We start from the raw sequence: 18,242 nt of genomic DNA on the forward strand, positions 1-18,242 counted from the left end.
GCTGGAGAAGCAGATCAGAAGTGGGTGAGGACGGGGGTCTGCTGCTGCTGTTCGGCCCGCAGCCCCGCCTCGGTGGCCTGCTTGCTGCGCATCATCGCGAGCGTGAAGACGAAGCCGACGACGGCGAACACGACGCAGGCGACGAACGCGGACTGGAAGCCGCCGGTGCCCGAGCCTGTGTAGGACGCCAGCACGGTCAGCACGACGGCGACGCCGAGACCGCCGCCGACTTGCTGCGCGGCCGTGTTGAAGCCGGAGGCGAGGCCGGATTCGGACGCGGCGACTCCGGACAGGGCGGCGGCTGACGCCGCGGTGGTGCCGAGTCCGATGCCGACGCCGAAGGGGATCAGCGCGACGAAGGTGGCGCCGTAGGAGAGCGAACCGGTCGCGGTCAGCGCCATGATGAGGCTGCCCGCGCCGAGCATGACCAGGCAGGCCGCGGCCACCGGGCGGAACCCGAGCCGGGTCACGAACGCCTGCCCCACGTACGCGCCGACGAACGCCATCGCGGGCATGATGGCCTGGCGTACGCCGAACTCGAAGGGCGTGAGCCCGAGCACGATCTGCGAGTACTGCGAGATCGTGACGGAGAAGCCGAAGGCCAGCATGCCCATGGTCACCATGGCGAGGTTGCCGCCGTTGAGGTTGGGCTTACGGAAGATGCGCAGCGGCACCAGGGGGGCGCTCGACCGGCGTTCGATGGCGACGAAGACCACGAACAGCAGGATCGAGCCGGCGAACAGGCCCAGCGTGATCGGGCTGAGCCAGCCCGCCATCGGGGCGATCGCGACGGCGTACACCAGGAGGACCAGGGCGACGGTGCTGCTGAGCGCGCCCGCGACGTCGTATTTGCGGGGCAGGCCGGCGTCCCGGCTCTCGCGCAGGAGACTCGGGCTGATCACCAGCATCAGCAGGGCGACCGGCACGTTCACGAAGAACACCCACTGCCAGCCGAGGTTGGCCAGCGCGCCGCCGATCAGCAGTGCGGTGACCGCGCCGATGCCGGCGATGCCCGCCCAGCCCGCCAGCGCCTTGTTGCGTTCGGAGCCCTCAGGGAACGTCGTGGTGAGAATCGACAGTGCGGTCGGCGCCATCAGCGCGGCGGACACTCCGTGCAGCGCTCGGGCGGCGATCAGGACCTCGGCGTTCGGCGCGAGCCCGGAGGCGATCGACACCAGCAGGAACAGCGCGGTGCCCAGCATGAACATGCGCCGGCGGCCGAGCAGGTCGGCCGCGCGCCCGCCGAGCAGCAGCAGGCCGCCGAAGGTGAGCAGGTTGGCGCTGAGCACCCATTGCGCGGCTTCGGGCGACAGGTGCAGCGCCTCCGACATCTTCGGCAACGCGAGGATGACGATCTGCGAGTCCAGGATGACCATGAAGTTCGCGGTGCACAGGAGGATGAGGGCCAGCCAGCGCCGAGGATCGAGCGCCTGGGCCGACGGAGGGGCCGACAGGGTAGACGGAGAGGCCATGACGGGTCCTTTGACGACGTTGAGGGGTGAGGGGTAAACAGAGGGCTCTCCCGGCTGAGCGGAAGAGCCCGAGGGCGGAGCGCGGCGTCAGGCCGCAGCCGGCACGGGCGCCTTCAGGTACACGGGCAGCGCCGCGTGGCCGTTCATGATGAACGTCCCCTGCGGTTCCAGGTCTTCGCGGCTGACCGCGAGTCGCATGTCGGGGAAGCGCTCGAAGATCGCCGGGAGGGCGATCGCCGCCTCCAGCCGGGCCAGCGGCGCGCCGAGGCAGTAGTGCACGCCGTGGCCGAACGACAGGTGCGTCTTGTCGGCCCGGGTGATGTCGAACTCCGCCCGGGTCTCGCCGTGCACCTCCGGGTCGCGGCCGATCCCGGCGAAGCCGATCATCACCGGATCGCCCTTCTGGATCAGGACGTCGCCGAGCTGGACGTCCTCGGTGGGGAACCGGAACGGCAGCTGGGCCACCGGCGACTGGACCCGCAGCGTCTCCTCGACGACCGCGTCCCAGCTGATCTGGCCGCTGCGGACCAGGGCCAGCTGGTCGGGGTGGGTGAGCAGGTTGAGGATCGCGTGGCTCAGGACGTTCATCAGCGTCTCCGAGCCCGCACCGAGCATCAGGTGCAGCGTGCCGACCATCTCCTCGTCGGTGAGGATCTCGTCGTCGACGCTCTTCTTGGCGATCAGGAGGCTGGTGAGGTCGTCGCCGGGGCGTACGTGCTTCTCGGCGACCAGGTCCTCCATCGCCTTGTGCCACTGCTCGACGTTGGCCTCGGCCTCTTCCGGGCTGATCGTGGTGCTGACGTTGACCTCGCCGCCCTTGAGCGCGTCGGCCCGGGCCTCCTCCGGCACACCGAACAGGTCGCACACGACCGACGCGGGCAGCGGATAGCAGTACGCCTTCTTCAGGTCGATCGCCGTACCCGCCGGAACCTGCTCCAGCCCGTCGAGGAGCCGCTTGGCGATGCCTTCGATGAGCGTACGGGCGGACTCGATGCGCCGAGCCGAGAAGCCCTGCGAGATGACCCGGCGCAGCCGGTCGTGGTCGGGGTTGTCGCGGGTGGTCATGTTGTCCATGACGACCCAGGTGATCATCGGCCAGTCCGGCGGGATCTCGCCGTTGATCAGCGCCGGCCAGTGCTGCCGCGGGTCCTTGGCGAACCGCTCGTCGCCGAGCACCTGCTTGGCCAGTTCGTAGCTGGTGATCGACCAGGCCAGCACCCCGCCGGGCAGCTCGACCTGGGCGACCGGGCCCTGCTTGCGCAGCTCCTCGGTCTCGGCGTGGATGTCTTGACCGGTGCGGTCCATCAGATGCGGACAGCGCCTCTCCATGGGATGCCTCCTTCTTGTCGATCGATGGCGACGGGTCACCGCTTGCCGCGGAACACCCGGGAGATCACGCCCGGCTTCATCAGCGCCGTGAGCGGATCGACGAGCCCGGCGGTACGCAGGAAGGCGGCGGACAGCACGCCGTCGTGGGCGGCCGCCGCCTGGAGCCGGGGGATGTAGGTGTTGCCGATCTTGGTCTTGAGCGACCGTTTGCCCTCGACGCCGGGGAACCCGAGGTCGGCGCCGGCCGCCATGTCCCACGGCCCGTCCACGACCTTGGCCAGATCCCGGAAGTACGCCTGCGGCTGCGGCACGCCCATCGCGAGGTGCTTGCCCAGCACGGTCGCGCCGATCGCGGCGACCGTCATGCCCTGGCCGTAAACGGGGTTGAAGACCGCGGCGGCGTCGCCGACGACCAGCAGCCCGTCCGGGAACCGGCTCATCCGCTCGTAGCGACGGCGGATGCTGGCAGGGAAGTGGAAGGTCTGCGGCTGCCCCATCGGCTTGGCGTCGCGTACCGCCTTGTAGATCTCGGGCACCGGCAGGGTCTTCACGTACTCCATGAACCCGTGCATGTCCGTCGGCGGCTTGTCGCCGAGGATGCCGGTCAGGGAGATGGCGTACCGGTCGGGCAGGCGGGCGAAGATCGCGCCGCGCGGCATGTCCGGTGTGGCCACCGGCAGCAGCGCGATGTCGTCGCCGATCGGGTCGAACGTCAGCGGGCCGTAGAAGTCGCAGGTGGTGTAGGTCAGCTCCATCTTGACCCGCTCCTCCGGCACGCGCGGGTAGCCCAGCTGCTCCAGCCACTTGGGCGTACGCGTGCCGCGGCCGGTCGCGTCGACGACGAGGTCGGCCTGCAGCACTTCGGGTTCGCCGGCGTCGTGCCCCTGGACGCGTACGCCGACGATCCGGCCGTTGTCAGGCGAGGGGACCAGATCGAGGATGTCCGTCCGCTCCCGGTAGGTCACATTGGGCAGCGCGTTGACCCGGCCGCGCAGCCTGGCCTCCAGCAGCGGCCGTCCCGCCGCGACACAGATCAGGCCGGTCTCCGCCTTCTGGATCATTTCGCCGTTGAAATACCAGCTCAGGCTCGTGCCGAAGTCGCCGATCGGCACTCCGATCGAGACGAGCTCGTCGGTGAACCCGGGAAACAGCTCGTCGAGGATCTGCTGACCACGGGCCAGGAGGGCATGGATGTGGTGGCCCTGGGGCACGGCGTGCCGGGGACCATCCGGACCGAAGAGGGTGTCGCGGTCGATCAGCGTCACCTTCCGGTAGTGGTCCGACAGCTGGCGGGCGGCCAGCGAACCGGCGACGCTGCCCCCCAGAATGACCGCGTGGTCACCGAGTTGATTGGCCATCCACGTGTCTCCCATCGGGAAATGAATTGAGGGAATGATCGGGGCCATCGTATCGATTTGCCATTGATGAACTTCTCGTAGATTGCTCGATCTCTGCAGCCAGTGAGCGCTAGCATCGGCGTACGACATGCTTTGCGGCGCGCTGCGGCAAAGCATGTCGCGGCCTATTCGGCAACTCCGAAATTGCGCAGTCATAGAAGAGGTCCAGAGTGGACGAAGCAAAGGAGACCCCCGTGGACGTCAGCCAGAAACCCACCCGTGACGAGCTGCGCCGGCGCGCGGCCGACCTCGTCCCGGTCCTGCGGGCCAACGCCCAGGCGTCGGAGAAGAACCGGCGCCTCGCCGACGAGACCGTGCAGGCGATGACCGACGCCGGGATCTTCCGGCTGCGGACCCCGGAACGCTTCGGCGGCTACGCCTGCGACACCGGGACCCTGGTCGACGTCGGCATCGAACTCGGCCGCGGCGACGGTTCGGCCGCCTTCAACACGGCCGCCTGGTGGATCATGTCCTGGAACATCGGGATGTTCCCCGACGAGGTGCAGGAGGAGGTCTTCACGACTCCGGACGTGCGCATCTGCGGCACCCTCGCGCCGACGGCGATGGCGGTGCCCAAGGACGGCGGCGTCGTGGTCTCCGGGCAGTGGAACTTCAACAGCGGCGCCGCGCACAGCCAGTGGAAGCTGCTGTCGGCGATCCTGCCCGACGGCGAGGGCGGCGCCGAGCCGATCCTGGCGCTGGCGCCGATCAGCGCCTTCGAGGTCGTCGACGACTGGGACGTCTCGGGGTTGCGAGCGACCGGCAGCGTCACGCTCCGGGTGCAGGACCTGTTCATCCCGACCGTCAAGTACCTCAAGATCAGCGCGCTCATGCAGCAGCAGTACGCCTCCGAGACCAACCGGGACCTGCCGATCTACCGTGGTCCCATGGTCGGCGCGGTCTCCGCCTCCACCACGGGCAAGATCGTCGGCCTGGCCCGGGCCGCCCGGGAGGCGTTCTTCGAGCGGCTGCCCGGACGGGCCATCACCAACACCGCGTACGCGAGCCAGATCGAGGCGCCGGTGACGCATCTGCAGGTCGCCGACGCGTCGTTGAAGATCGACGAGATGGAGTACCACGCCCGCCGGCTCGCCGAGATGGTCGACGGCAAGGGAGTGCGGAACGAGGAGTGGAGCCTGCCGGACCGGGCGTACGCGCGCATGGCGGTCGGCCGGATCTGCCAGCTCGGCCTCGACGCGGTCAACACGTTCACCATGGCCAGCGGAGCGTCGTCGATCTACTCGTCGATCCCGATCCAGCGGATTCAGCGGGACATGCAGACGATCGCCCTGCACGCGCTCAACCTGCCGAGCACCAACCTCGAGCTCTACGGCCGGATCCTGTGCGGTCTGGAGCCCAACACCTTCTTCGTCTGACGAGCGCACGAAGCGGCCGCCCGTCCAGCTGCGACGGGCGGCCGATCGTCGTGCCGGTCAGGCCGCGGCCGTGGCGAACTGGCCCGGACGGCGGCCCGGCCCGGCCGGACCCCGGTACGCCTGCGCGACGGTGAGCCACTCGGTGGCCTCCTTGCCGACGGCGGTCAGCTGAAGGTCGTCGGAGTGCCGGCGGCGTGTCACGAGCAGGCAGAAGTCGACGGCCGGACCGGAGATCGTCTGCGCGGCGTCGGCCGGGCCGAAGACCCACTCGCGGCCCGACGGGGCGGTGAGCACGAATCGGAAGGCGACGTCGGGGGTGGCCAGCCCGCGCGCCTGATACCCGAAGTCCCACGTACGCGTCCCGAAGAACGCCACATGCCCGACGCGATCGGTGTACTGCCGCTGGACGCCCAGGCCGTCGTAGACGTCCTGGCCGTGGCCGAACAGCTCCATCATGCCGGCCGCCGCGAGCACGGTTGCGGGCAGCGGACGGACCAGCCACGGCACCGGCTGCCCCTCGGGGACGGCGGCGAGCGCCTTGTCGGCCGCGACCCGCTCCTCGTGGAACCGTGCGAGCAGGGCGGCCGGGGTCAGCGCCAGATAGGGCGCCATCGCCAGGTCGACATTGGTCTGGAAGTCCGGGCTGAGCCGGGACTTGAGCGCCTCGAAGCGCTCGGCGTCCGCGGCGGCCAGACCGGCGAGTTTGAAGGTGGCGGCCAGGTGGGCGATCTGATGCGCCACCGTCCAGCCCTCCGCCGGGGTCGGCGTGTCCCACGCCTGGTCCGGCAGGGTGGCCAGGAGGTTCTCGAGTTCCTCGCCGTCGGCCGTGAGGTCGGTGAAGGCGTCGCTGATGGTCACGGGCTGGTCCTTTCGGTCGTCATCGGAATCGGAATCGGAGTCGAAGTCGAGGTGGCGCTGCGGGCGGAGGCGGCGTGCAGGCGGGCTCCTAAGTGCCGAGCGGCCAGCAGGGCGGCCCACGCGGTGACCTCGATCAGGGCGGCGTCACTGGGCCGGCCGTCGCGGAACTCGGCGATCACCTTGGGCGTCACCCGATACGGGGCGAACATCGTCAGGAGGACGAGCCGGCCGGCCGGCCGATCGACCTCGGGCAACGGCGCGACCGCCGCCGCCAGCCAGTCCGACGTGGCCCAGCCCGGGTCGCCGCCGCCCAACTCGACCGCCTTGGCCCGCGCCATTCGGCGTACCCCTGGGGGCAGAAAGGTCTGGTCCACGGCGCGGACGGCGGCCCCGAAAGCCGCAGCGACGGCGGGACTGCCCGCGGCCCACGACAGGTCGGCGGGCAGCGGCGCGGCGGGCAGGAGCCCGGCCGACAGACCGGGCGTGACGGTACGGCGGGCCAGCGAGCCCAGCAGCCGCGACGCGACGCGCTTGGCGGTCGGCGCGGCCGCCCCGCGCAGAAACGGCGGCAGCGGCGACTCGGGCAGGAAGATCGTGACCATCCGATTGAGATAGTGGAAGGCGACCGCGACCCCGATCAGCTCGGCCGCCGCCCGATCGCCGAACGGGGCGGGCAGCGGATCGGCGGTCGCGCTGGAGCGCGCCCAGGCCGACAACGCGGGCATCTCGTCGCGGGTGAGCCCGGCGAGCGCGGCGCCGTGCACATCGACGCAGTAGGGACAGGCGTTGGCCGCCGAGACCGCCGCGGCGACCGCCTCGCGCTCCGCACGGCCGGTCGTGTCGGCGGCGAGCAGCGTCTCGCGCAGCATGACCCAGGCCGCGGCCAGCGCGCGGGGCGCGGGGGAGTGCAGGCTGACCGGCGGCGCGAGCATGCCGAAATCCCGCTCGACCTGGTGGTAGACCTCGGCGACCAGCCCGCGGGCCGACCGGGGTGCGACGGGGGTGACGTGACGGATCTGGCGGAGCGTGCCGGCACGCGTGCCGCGCGCGATGAGGTCGGCCATGCGCTCATCGTCAAGAGCGGCCCATCGGGTACGCATCTTCCGCGATGCGCTGCCTCAGGTCCTTTATGGACCTAATGTGGACGGAGCTGCTGAGACGATATCGGGGCTCTTTGATATTGCGCTTCCGCCGTCGCCATCGCCGCTCCGGCCGCCGCCGGATCAATACTGAGGAACATGGGAATCAGGCGTATCGCGTCATCGGTCGCACAACGTCAGATCAAATACGTGACCCCGGTGCCGGTCAACGCGGCGCGCGGCGTCCTGGCCGAGGTCTACGACCAGGTGCTCGACGAGATGGGCCTCGTCGTCCCGCCGGTGCAGCTGCACTCGCCCGTCCCCGACCTGGCGGCGGCATACTGGACGCTGCTCCGCGAGCCGCTCCTGCCGACGGCCAACGTGAACCGGACGGTGAAGGAAGCGGTCGCCACCGCCGTGTCGGTGGCCAACGTCTGCCCCTACTGCGTGGACATGCACAGCGTCGGGATGTACGACCTCGCCTCGGAGTCCGCCGCCGAGGCGCTGATCGCCGACCGGCCGTCGGACATCGGCGACCCGGAGCTGGCCGCGGTCGCCACGTGGGCGCGGCACGCTGCCTTCCCTGCGGCCTCGTCGGAGCGGGTCGCGTCGGAGCGGGTCGCGTTGGAGGGGGTCGCGTCGGAGCGGCTCGTGTCGCGGCCGCTCCTGTCGGAGCCGTTCGCTGAGGCGGAGCGGGCCGAGCTGGTGGGCGTCGTCGTCGCGCTGCACTACCTGACCCGCATGGTCAATGTGTTCCTGTCGAGCTTCCTGCTGCCGCCGGGGCTCGGCCCGGCCTCCCGCCGCCGGTTCAAGCACGGCGTCGCCCGGATCCTGCGGCCCACCCTGCGCGATCCGCGTACGCCGGGCCGAGCGCTCCCGTTGCTGCCGGAGGCGGCGCTGCCGGCGGACGCCGCGTGGGCGCAGGGCAACCCGTCGATCGCCGCGGCCATCGGCCGGGCGTACGCCGCCTTCGAAGCCGCCGGTGCGCGGTCGGTTCCCGTCGGCGTCCGGGAGCTGCTGGCCTCTCGTCTGCACAGCTGGCAGGGCGAGGACACCGGGCTCAGCCGAGCCTGGTGCGAACGGCTGGTCGCCCGGCTCCCCGAAGCGCAGCAGCCGATGGCCCGGCTCGTGCTGCTGACCGCGATCGCCTCCTACCAGGTCGACGACGAGGTCATCGGGGCGTTCCAGGCGGTTCACCCGGACGACCGGACGCTGGTCGACGCCGCTTCGTGGGCGAGCTACCAGGCCGCGCGGAAGATCGGGAGCCGGCACCTGCCCGTCGCCGCCGTCGCCGCGCGCTGAACTCGGCGGCTGCTCCCCCCGCGCTTTCGGGTAGTGCTGCGCCTTCGGCCGTGCTGCGCCTTCGGCGGGTGCCGCCGGCTCGGTGGAACACCATGGACCTGATCTTGTGTCGGTGACGTCCGTGACGTTCCACCCGTGCGTCTGGATCCGGCGGGCGCCCGGACTCCGCACGCTCGGAGACGCGCCGCCGCCCATCGACAGATCACGATAGGGGTGCGCCCGGCCCCGGGCGCGGCGAGGAGCGGAGGACTCCATGGCGACCCTGACCGGTGCGGTGCGGAACCTGCTGATGACGCCCAAGCTGGCCGACGTCAGCTTCGCCGGGCGCGGCTTTCCCGTACGCGAGACCGAGGCGACCCGCCGGCTCGAGGCGATCCCGCAAGCGGTGATCTGCGGGTTCGAGTGGGCCATCGACGCCAGGTCGCTGTGGGAGGTCGAACGGCGGCTGGAGCTCGTCGAGGCGGAGCACCGGGGCTTCGCGTACGAGGGGGCGACGATGGCCTACACCGTGCGCGACGCGATGGCCGGCGGCCGGGGCGTACGCGCCAAGGAGTTGCTCAGCGGCTCGGGCCAGCCGCACATCTTCCTGACCTACATCGGCATCGGCTTCGCGATGGCCCGGTTGCCCCGGCCCTTGTGGCGCACCGTGTTGCCAGACCTCCCCGGTACGCCCTACTACCCGACGATGAGCTGGCTCGCCGTCGACGGCCTCGGGTTCGACCGGGCGTACTTCCACACGCGCAAGTGGGTCACTGAGCAGGCCCGTCCCAAGCCGTACCCGTGGCAGGGTTATCCGAAGTACTTCGCCCGAGCGTGGGATCAGGGCGTCGGCCGGGCGCTGTGGTTCATCCACGGTGGACAGGTGTCCGACGTCGCGGCGGCGGTCGACCGGTTCGCCGCCGACCGGCAGTCCGACCTGTGGAGCGGGGTCGGGCTGGCCGCCACCTTCGCCGGGGGCACCGACGGCAACGGGTACGCCCAGCTCCGGGCGTTCGCCGGGCCGTTCGCAGCCGACGTCGCGCAGGGCGCAGTCTTCGCCGCCAAGGCCCGGTCCTTCTCCGGCTGCGAACCGGCGCACACCCAGCTCGCCGTCAAGACGCTGGCCGAACTGGACATCGCCGCGGCCGCCGCCCTCGCCGACGACGTGGCCGCCGACGGGCTCCCGGCCAGTGCCGAACCCGATTACGAGACCTGGCGGCGGCTGGTCCGCGACTCAGTCCCCGTCTCCTGAAACGCACACCCAGTCGGCCCACCCGCTTCCCGGCGCTGGCCCCTGTCCGGCGCTGGCCCCGTTGTGCGGCGCTGGCCCCGTTGTGCGGCGCTGGCCCCGTTGCGCGGCGCTGGCCCCGTTGTGCGGCGCTGGCCCCGCGGCGCTGGCCCCCTGTCCGGCGCTGGCCCCGTTGCGCGGCGCTGGATCACGGATCCGGGTCGAATCTTGACTCAAGATTCGACCGGCATCTCTGATCCAGCGGTGTCGAGCGAGTCGCAATGCATGCGCATATGTAGGCACGCCAGAAGAAGAATCCGGGCCATCGCGCTGAGACGATTCCAGCAGCGCCGCCCGTGGCATCCCGAGACGATTCGGAGCGCTTTCATGAGCCTTTACCGAGCAATGCGACGCCGTATCCTGACGCCGTCGGTCGCCGAGACGCGGATGGACGTCCGCGGCTTCCACGTCAAGTCCGACGCCGGCCGCGAACTGCTGGAGACCGTCGGCGCCAGCTTCCTCGCCGGGTACGCGTACGCCGCCGAAGCGCGTACCGGACGGGACGCCGAACCTCGGCTGGAGCAGGTCCCGACACGGTTTCGCGGCTTCGCGTACGAGGGGGCCGCGATGGCTCTCGCGGTCCGGGAGGGGCTGCCGATCGGGCGGAAGACCTTGGTCGCCGAGTTTCTGAGCGGGCGCGGCGACGACCACGTCTACATGGCGTACGTCGGGGTCGGCTGGGCGATGGCGCGGCTGCCCCGGTTCCGCTGGGGCACCCTGCACGCGCCCGATCCGTTGCTTCGCTGGCTCGTTCTGGACGGCTACGGCTTCCACCAGGCGTACTTCCGCACCGAGAAGTACGTGGGCCGGCACTTCCAGGAGCTCGACTTCCCGTGGCCGGCGGGTCCGGCGGGCGGCCAGTTCCAGTGGTACGCCAACCACGCCATCGACCAGGGCATCGGCCGGGCGATGTGGTTCGTCGGCGGCACGGATCCCGAGGAGGTCGTCCGGTTGATCAACCGGTTCCCGGCCGAGCGTCACGCCGACCTGTACGCCGGAGCCGGGCTGGCCGCCACCTACGCCGGTGGCGTGGACGAGTCCGAACTGCGCCGCTTCTGGGAGCTGGGAGCGCACTTCCGGCCGCAGATCGCGCAGGGCGCGGCCTTCGCCGCCGGCGCCCGCGCCCGGGCCGGGCTGACCGTGCCGCACAACGAACTGGCCACCCAGATCTTCTGCGGCACCTCCGTCGACGCCGCCCGGAAGGTCACCGACGAGGCGCTCGTGGGGCTGACCGACTCCGGACGCCTGCCGGCCTGGGAGGTCTGGCGCCGCCGCATCTCGGCCGCCTTCGCGGCCCACATCACCGCTTGACCAGCCGATCCCGCCCACCTCATGGAGGCCGCTGAGCATGACCAGAATCGCCATAGTCGGGATGGCCTGCCGCTACCCGGACGCCACCTCGCCGAGAGAGCTGTGGGAGAACGCGGTCTCGGGTAGGAGGGCCTTCCGCCGCCTGCCCGACGTCCGGATGCGGCTGGCCGACTACTACGACCCCGATCCCTCCACCCCTGACCGGTTCTACGCCCGCAACGCCGCGGTCATCGAGGGTTACGAGTTCAACCGGGTCGCGTACAAGGTCGCGGGCAGCACCTACCGGTCCACCGACCTGACGCACTGGCTCGCGCTGGACGTGGCCGCGATGGCGCTGGCCGACGCCGGTTTCCCGATGGCCGAAGGGCTGCCGCGGGAGCGTACCGGTGTCGTCGTCGGCAACAGCCTCACCGGCGAGTTCTCGCGGGCCAACCAGCTGCGCCTGCGCTGGCCGTTCGTCCGCCGCATGGTCGCCGCGGCGTTGAAGGAGCAGGACTGGAACGACGACCAGCTGGGCACCTTCCTGGACGAGTTCGAGGCGACCTTCAAGAGTCCGTTCCCCGAGATCGACGAGGACACCCTCGCGGGCGGTCTGTCGAACACCATCGCCGGGCGTATCTGCAACCACTTCGACCTCAAGGGCGGCGGCTACACCGTGGACGGCGCGTGCTCGTCGTCGCTGCTGTCGGTCGCCACCGCCTGCAAGGGCCTGGTCGACGGCGAACTGGACGTCGTCGTCGCGGGCGGCGTCGACCTGTCCATCGACCCGTTCGAGATCATCGGCTTCGCCAAGACCGGCGCGCTCGCCACCGGCGAGATGAAGGTCTACGACAAGGGCTCCAACGGCTTCTGGCCGGGCGAGGGCTGCGGCATGGTCGTGCTGATGCGGGAGGACGACGCCCGCAAGGCCGGCCACCGGATCTACGCCACCGTCGCCGGGTGGGGCATCTCCTCCGACGGTAAGGGCGGCATCACCCGGCCCGAGGTGAGCGGCTACCAGCTGGCGCTGCGCCGGGCGTACGCGCGGGCCGGGTTCGGCATCGAGACCGTTCCGCTGTTCGAGGGGCACGGTACCGGCACCGCCGTCGGCGACTCCACCGAGCTGCGGGCGCTCACCCTGGCCCGGGACACCGCCGGTGCGACCGGTCAGCCGGCCGCCATCAGCTCCATCAAGGCGATGATCGGGCACACGAAGGCGGCCGCCGGAGTCGCCGGGCTCATCAAGGCGGCCATGGCGGTCCACCACCACGTGCTGCCGCCCGCGATCGGCTGCCCCGACCCGCACGAGCTGCTCGTCGAGGACGGTGCCCAGTTGCGCGTACTGCGCAAGGCGGAGCCGTTCCCCGAGGGCTCGGCCATCCGAGCCGGCATCACGGCGATGGGCTTCGGCGGGATCAACACCCACATCGTCCTGGAGAACGACGGCCACCGTCGCCGCCGGGTCGGGCTCGACACGCGTACCAAGGCTTTGGCGTCGTCGTTGCAGGACGCGGAGCTGCTCACCGTGGACGCCGCGTCCGCCGCCGAGCTGCGCGACCGGCTCGTCCAGCTCGCCGAGTTCGTGCCCACCGTCGCGTACGCCCAGCTGGCCGACGTCGCCGTGACCCTCCACAAGGAACTCCGCGAGTTGCCCTACCGCGCGGCGGTCGTGACCTCGTCGCCGGAGGACGCGGAGCGGCGGTTGCGGGGCCTGATCGAGAAGCTGGACGCGGGGGAGACCACGGTGTTCGCCGCGGACGGCCGGTCTTTCCTGGGCCACGCCGCCGGGCCGGGCCGGATCGGCTACCTGTTCCCTGGCCAGGGTTCGGGCCGCACGATGGGCGGCGGCGCGTTGCGGCGCCGGTTCGCCGAGGCCGACGAGGTGTACGCGCGATCAGGGCTCCCGGAGGCGGCCGACCTCGTCGCCACCGAGGTGGCCCAGCCGCGCATCGCCACCGGCACGCTGGCGGGTCTGCGGGTCCTCGCCACGCTGGGGCTGGACGCGACCGTCGCGGTCGGGCACAGCCTCGGTGAGCTGAGCGCCCTGCACTGGGCGGGGGCGTTCGACGAGCAGACGCTGCTCGACGTCGCCAAGGTACGCGGCGCGGCGATGTCCCAGCACAGTCAGCGCGGCACGATGGCGAGCGTCGAGGCCGGGGCCGAGACGGTGGAGCGGCTGATGGCCGACCTGCCTGTCGTCGTCGCCGGATTCAACGGGCCGAAGCAGACCGTGATCGCCGGTACGCATGACGCCGTCGACGAGGTGTGCTCGCGCGCCCGCGACGCCGGCTTCGCCGCCGCGCGCCTGCGCGTCTCGCACGCGTTCCACTCCCCGCTCGTGGCGCCGTCGGCCGAGGCGTTCGCCACGGCGATCGCCGAGGAGACCTTCGCTCCGCTCGGCCGCCGAGTCGTCTCCACCGTCACGGGGGAGCCGCTGGCCGCCGACGCCGACCTGCGGGCGCTGCTCGGCCGGCAGATCACCGAGCCGGTGCAGTTCAGCCAGGCGGTGGCGATCGCGGCCAAGGAGGTCGACCTGTTCGTCGAGGTCGGGCCGGGCCGGGTGCTCAGCGGGTTGGCTTCGTCCGCTGTGGACGTACCGGCCGTCGCGCTCGACACCGACGACGAGTCGCTGGCGGGCGTACTGCGGGTGGTGGCCGCCGCCTTCGTGGTCAACGCCGCTCCGGTGGACGCCGCTCTCTTCCACGGCCGGCTGAGCCGTCCGCTGAAGATCGGGGCGGAGTTCTCGTTCTTCGCCAGCCCGTGCGAGTCGGCGCCCCAGGTCTCGATCACCGCCACCAAGCGTGCGGCCGTGGTGGAGCGGGCCCCGGTGGAGCAGGTCGAGGGCGAGTCCATTATGGACATGCTGCGGCGGATGGCCTCCGAACGCGCCGAACTGCCGCTGGACCTGGTCCGTGAGGACAGCCGGCTGCTGGACGACCTGCACCTCAGCTCGATCACCGTCGGGCAGGTCGTCAACCAGGTCGCCGGGCAGCTCGGCATCGCCGCCGCGCAGACCCCGACCAACTTCGCCACCGCCACCGTCAAGGAACTGGCCGAGGCACTGGCCGAGCTGGAGCAGACCGCGTTGTCCGGAGACGCCGCCGCTCCCGTCGTCGCCGGAGCCGCGCCCTGGTCCCGGCCGTGGGCGGTGGACCTCGACGAACTGGTCCGGCCTGCGCGTACGGCGGTGGAGGAGAACGGTTCGTGGCGGGTCTACTCCGACGCGGACCACCGGCTCGCCGAACCTCTCCGGTACCGGCTCGAACGGGCCGGCGTCGGCGGCGGCGTCCTGGTCTGCCTGCCGGAGAACTGCACGGAACAGCAGCTCGAACTGGCTCTGCTCGGGGCCAAGGCGGTGTTGTCCGGCAAGCTCGGCAACCGCTTCGTCCTCGTCCAGCACGACCGCGGCGCGGCCGGGCTGGCCAAGACGCTGCGGCTGGAGGCGCCCGACCTCCGCGTGACGATCGTCCACGTGCCGGCCGCCGCGGAGCTGTCGGAGCAGACCGTCGACTGGATCGTGGCCGAGGTCGCCTCGACCGCCCGGTTCGCGGAGGCGTTCTACGACGAGCAAGGGGTACGCCGGGTGCCGACGCTGCGCGTCCTCCCGTACGCCCCCGAGCGTACGCACCAGCTCCTGGGCGAGCCGGACGTGCTGCTCGTGACGGGTGGTGGCAAGGGCATCACCGCCGAGTGCGCCCTGGCCCTCGCCGGGGACAGCGGGGCGAAGCTGGCTCTGCTCGGCCGCTCCGATCCGGCGCAGGACGCCGAACTCGCCGCCAACCTCGACCGGATGCGGAGCCAGGGCGTCACCGTCGAGTACGCCCGGGCCGACGTCACCGACGCCGGTCAGGTCGCAGCGGCGGTGGCGGAGCTGACGGAGAAGCTGGGACAGGTCACCGCGGTGCTGCACGGCGCCGGCCGGAATGAACCGGCGTCGCTGACCACTGTGGAGATGAGCCACTTCGAGTCCACGTTCGCGCCGAAACTCGGCGGTCTGCGCGCGGTGCTGGCCGCCGTCGACCCGGCGAAGCTGAAGCTGCTGGTCACGCTCGGCAGCATCATCGGCCGGGCCGGGCTGCGGGGCGAGGCGCACTACGCGACCGCGAACGACTGGCTGGCCGAGCTGACCCGCCAAGTCGGCCGCGACAACCCGGGGTGCCGTGCGCTCTGTCTGGAGTGGTCGGTCTGGTCCGGCGTCGGCATGGGTGAACGGCTGTCCGTCGTCGAGTCGCTGGCCCGCGACGGAGTCACCCCGATCACGCCGGAGCAGGGGATCGCCATCCTGCGGCGGCTCGTCGCCGACCCGGACGCGCCGACGGTGACCGTCATCTCCGGGCGTACCCAGGGCATCGACACCGTGCGCTACGACCTGCCGGACCTGCCCCTGCTGCGGTTCCTCGACCGGCCGCTGGTCCGGTACCACGGCGCCGAGCTGGTCAGCGAGGCCGAGCTGAGCGCCGGGTCGGACCTCTACCTGGCCGATCACCTGCTGGACGGCAACCTGCTGTTCCCGGCGGTGTTCGGGATGGAGGCGATGGCCCAGGTCGCCGCGGCTGTGACCGGACGGACCGGTACGCCGGCCTTCGAGCAGGCCGAGTTCCTGCGGCCGATCGTGGTGCCCCCGTCGGGCCGTACGCGGATCCGCGTCGCGGCCGTCGTGACCGGACCGGACATCGTGGAAGTCGCCATCCACAGCGAGGAGACTGGGTTCGCCGCCGACCACTTCCGGGCCCGATTGCGCTATGACGCGCCGCCCATCCCGGACGGGCCGCCCGAGCAGGTCACCGGACTGCCGGTGGTGCCGCTCGACCCGGCGTCGGAGTTGTACGGGCCGGTGCTGTTCCAGGGCGACCGGTTCCAGCGGCTGCGGGCGTACCACCGGGCCGCCGCCCGGCACGTCGACGCGGATGTCGCCGCCGACCGCGGTACGCCGTGGTTCGCCGGGTTCCTCCCGGCCGACCTCCTGCTCGGCGATCCCGGCGTACGCGACGCGCTGATGCACGGCAACCAGGTGTGCGTACCGGATGCGACTCTGTTGCCGCAGGGCATCGAGCGGATCTGGTCGGCCGGGCCGGTGATGTTCGACGCCGAGGCGTTGCGGTTCGCCGCGACCGAGCGGTCGCGCGACGGCGACACCTACGTCTACGACATCGCCCTGCGGACGCCCGACGGCACGGTGATCGAGCGGTGGGAGGGCTTGCGCCTGCGCGCCGTACGCAAGAACGACGGCTCCGGGCCGTGGGTCGCGCCCCTGCTCGGCCCGTACTTGGAGCGGTCGCTCGGTGACCTGCTGGGGGCCGAGATCGCGGTGACCGTCGAACCTGACGAGGCCGACGCCTACCCCGGCGATCTGATCGCCCAGCGGCGAGCCCGGACGGCGTTGGCGGCGAGCCGGTCGCTGGGCCGCCCCGTCAAGATCGCTTATCGCACGGACGGTCGTCCGGAACTGGCCGGCGGCGACCGGGTCTCCAGCGCGCACAAGGCCGGTCTGACCCTGTGCGTCAGCGGCAGCGGCCCGCTCGGTTGCGACGTCGACCTCGCCTCGGCCCGGTCCGACGAGGACTGGCAGCGGCTGCTCGGCTCGCTGAAGATGCTGGCCGACCTCGTCGCCCAGGAGCCGGGGGAGACCGCCGACACCGCGGGCGTCCGCGTCTGGGCGGCGATCGAGTGCCTGCAGAAGGCGGGGCAGCCGCCACGCGGCCCGCTGACCCTGCTGCACGCGCAGCGGTCCGGGTGGGTCGTCTTCTCCTACGGCGAGCTGCGGATCGCGACGTTTGTCACCAAGGTGCGCGGCGTCACCGAGCCGGTGGTGTTCGCCGTGCTGACGGAAGGGCGGAACTGAGGTGGAGCGCTACTACGAGTACAGGCACGTCGTCGGGTTCGAGGAGACCAACCTCGTCGGCAACGTGTACTACGTGAACTACTTGCGCTGGCAGGGCCGCTGCCGGGAGATGTTCCTCAAGGAGCGCGCCCCCGCGGTGCTGGCCGACGTGCGCGACGACCTGAAGCTGTTCACGTTGAAGGTCGACTGCGAGTTCTTCGCGGAGATCACCGCGTTCGACGAGCTGTCGATCCGGATGCACCTGCTCGAACTCGCCCAGACGCAGGTCCACTTCGGATTCGACTACGTCCGGCTGGGACCGGACGGCGCCGAGACCCTCGTGGCCCGCGGATCGCAGCGGGTGGCCTGCATGCGGGGGCCGAACACGCGCACTGTGCCGTCGCGCGTCCCCGAGGCGCTCGTGCAGGCGCTGGAACCGTACCTGCTCGCCTCGGCGCGGAGCTGACGGTGAGCGTACACGCGGGATCGGCCGAGCTGGCCGACACGAAATCGCTGCGGCGGGCCTTCGGGACGTTCGCCACCGGCGTCACGGTCGTGACCGTCGGTGGCGACATCCCCCACGGGATGACCGCCAACTCCTTCACCAGCGTCTCGCTCGACCCGCCGCTCGTGCTGGTCTGCGTCGACCGGGGCGCGGTGATGCACAGTGTCCTGTGCGACGCGGGGCAGTTCGCGGTGTCCGTCCTGGCCGAACGCCAGGCCGGGCTGGCCCGCTACTTCGCCGACAACCACCGGCCGCTCGGCGCCGACCAGTTCGACGCGGTCGACTGGGTCCCCGGCCCGGTCACCGGCGCGCCCCTCATCACGGACGCGTTGTGCCACTTCGAGTGCGAGGTGCAGCGGGCGTACGCCGGCGGGGATCACACGATCTTCCTCGGCCGCCTGGTCTGGCTCAGCCGGACCGACGAGGAGGAGGCCCTGCTCTTCCTGCGGGGCCGCTTCCGGCAGCTGGAACCGGCCCGGAACGAGGTGACCTCATGACCGGCCTTCGGCCGGGCATCGGCCAACTCAGTCTTAGTCGTGCGAGCGC

The 18,242-nt window shown here is 71.4% G+C and carries 12 protein-coding genes; 7 read left to right on the forward strand and 5 right to left on the reverse strand.

Features of this window, described 5'->3' with window-relative positions; translation table 11 throughout:
• Nucleotides 1-14: 14 nt before the first annotated feature.
• The 3 genes from AB0H43_RS20925 to AB0H43_RS20935 form a co-directional block, all read right to left on the reverse strand.
• The gene (locus AB0H43_RS20925) at nucleotides 15-1,472 is read right to left on the reverse strand and encodes an MFS transporter (protein ID WP_360001355.1); all 1,458 of its coding nucleotides are present in this window, start codon (nucleotides 1,470-1,472) and stop codon (nucleotides 15-17) included.
• 87 nt (nucleotides 1,473-1,559) lie between these two features.
• Entirely contained in the window at nucleotides 1,560-2,801 is a 1,242-nt protein-coding gene (locus AB0H43_RS20930) for a cytochrome P450 (RefSeq protein ID WP_360001357.1), read from the reverse strand.
• A gap of 35 nt (nucleotides 2,802-2,836) precedes the next feature.
• The gene (locus AB0H43_RS20935) at nucleotides 2,837-4,159 is read right to left on the reverse strand and encodes an FAD-binding monooxygenase (RefSeq protein WP_360001684.1); all 1,323 of its coding nucleotides are present in this window, start codon (nucleotides 4,157-4,159) and stop codon (nucleotides 2,837-2,839) included.
• A gap of 233 nt (nucleotides 4,160-4,392) precedes the next feature.
• Between AB0H43_RS20935 and AB0H43_RS20940 the strand changes: the two genes are divergently transcribed.
• On the forward strand, nucleotides 4,393-5,574 hold the full coding sequence (locus AB0H43_RS20940) for an acyl-CoA dehydrogenase family protein (RefSeq protein WP_360001358.1): 1,182 nt from the start codon (nucleotides 4,393-4,395) through the stop codon (nucleotides 5,572-5,574).
• 57 nt (nucleotides 5,575-5,631) lie between these two features.
• On the opposite strand, the gene AB0H43_RS20945 is transcribed toward AB0H43_RS20940, so the two are convergent.
• Nucleotides 5,632-6,432, reverse strand: a complete 801-nt coding sequence (locus AB0H43_RS20945; RefSeq protein WP_360001360.1) for a TIGR03084 family metal-binding protein — start codon at nucleotides 6,430-6,432, stop codon at nucleotides 5,632-5,634.
• Nucleotides 6,429-7,496, reverse strand: a complete 1,068-nt coding sequence (locus tag AB0H43_RS20950; RefSeq protein ID WP_360001362.1) for a carboxymuconolactone decarboxylase family protein — start codon at nucleotides 7,494-7,496, stop codon at nucleotides 6,429-6,431. The genes AB0H43_RS20945 and AB0H43_RS20950 overlap by 4 nt, the downstream gene beginning before the upstream one ends.
• Nucleotides 7,497-7,670: 174 nt before the next feature.
• Here AB0H43_RS20950 and AB0H43_RS20955 point away from each other — a divergent pair, with 174 nt between their 5' ends.
• From AB0H43_RS20955 to AB0H43_RS20980, 6 genes are all read left to right on the forward strand, one after another.
• Complete coding sequence (locus AB0H43_RS20955; protein ID WP_360001364.1) at nucleotides 7,671-8,813, forward strand: carboxymuconolactone decarboxylase family protein; 1,143 nt, start codon at nucleotides 7,671-7,673, stop codon at nucleotides 8,811-8,813.
• A gap of 253 nt (nucleotides 8,814-9,066) precedes the next feature.
• Nucleotides 9,067-10,044, forward strand: coding sequence for a DUF1702 family protein (locus AB0H43_RS20960; protein WP_360001366.1), 978 nt, complete (start codon nucleotides 9,067-9,069; stop codon nucleotides 10,042-10,044).
• Between the two features lie 363 nt (nucleotides 10,045-10,407).
• Nucleotides 10,408-11,391: a DUF1702 family protein gene (locus AB0H43_RS20965; protein WP_360001368.1), complete on the forward strand. Its 984-nt coding sequence runs from the start codon at nucleotides 10,408-10,410 to the stop codon at nucleotides 11,389-11,391.
• Between the two features lie 37 nt (nucleotides 11,392-11,428).
• Entirely contained in the window at nucleotides 11,429-17,212 is a 5,784-nt protein-coding gene (locus AB0H43_RS20970; protein WP_360001370.1) for a type I polyketide synthase, read from the forward strand.
• 1 nt (nucleotide 17,213) lies between these two features.
• A complete protein-coding gene (locus AB0H43_RS20975; RefSeq protein ID WP_360001372.1) occupies nucleotides 17,214-17,657 on the forward strand; it encodes an acyl-CoA thioesterase in 444 nt (147 codons plus the stop codon).
• A 2-nt stretch (nucleotides 17,658-17,659) separates the two neighbouring features.
• Entirely contained in the window at nucleotides 17,660-18,193 is a 534-nt protein-coding gene (locus AB0H43_RS20980) for a flavin reductase family protein (RefSeq protein WP_360001374.1), read from the forward strand.
• Nucleotides 18,194-18,242 lie beyond the last annotated feature (49 nt).

The organism is Hamadaea sp. NPDC050747, from assembly GCF_040654195.1.
GTDB lineage: Bacteria > Actinomycetota > Actinomycetes > Mycobacteriales > Micromonosporaceae > Hamadaea.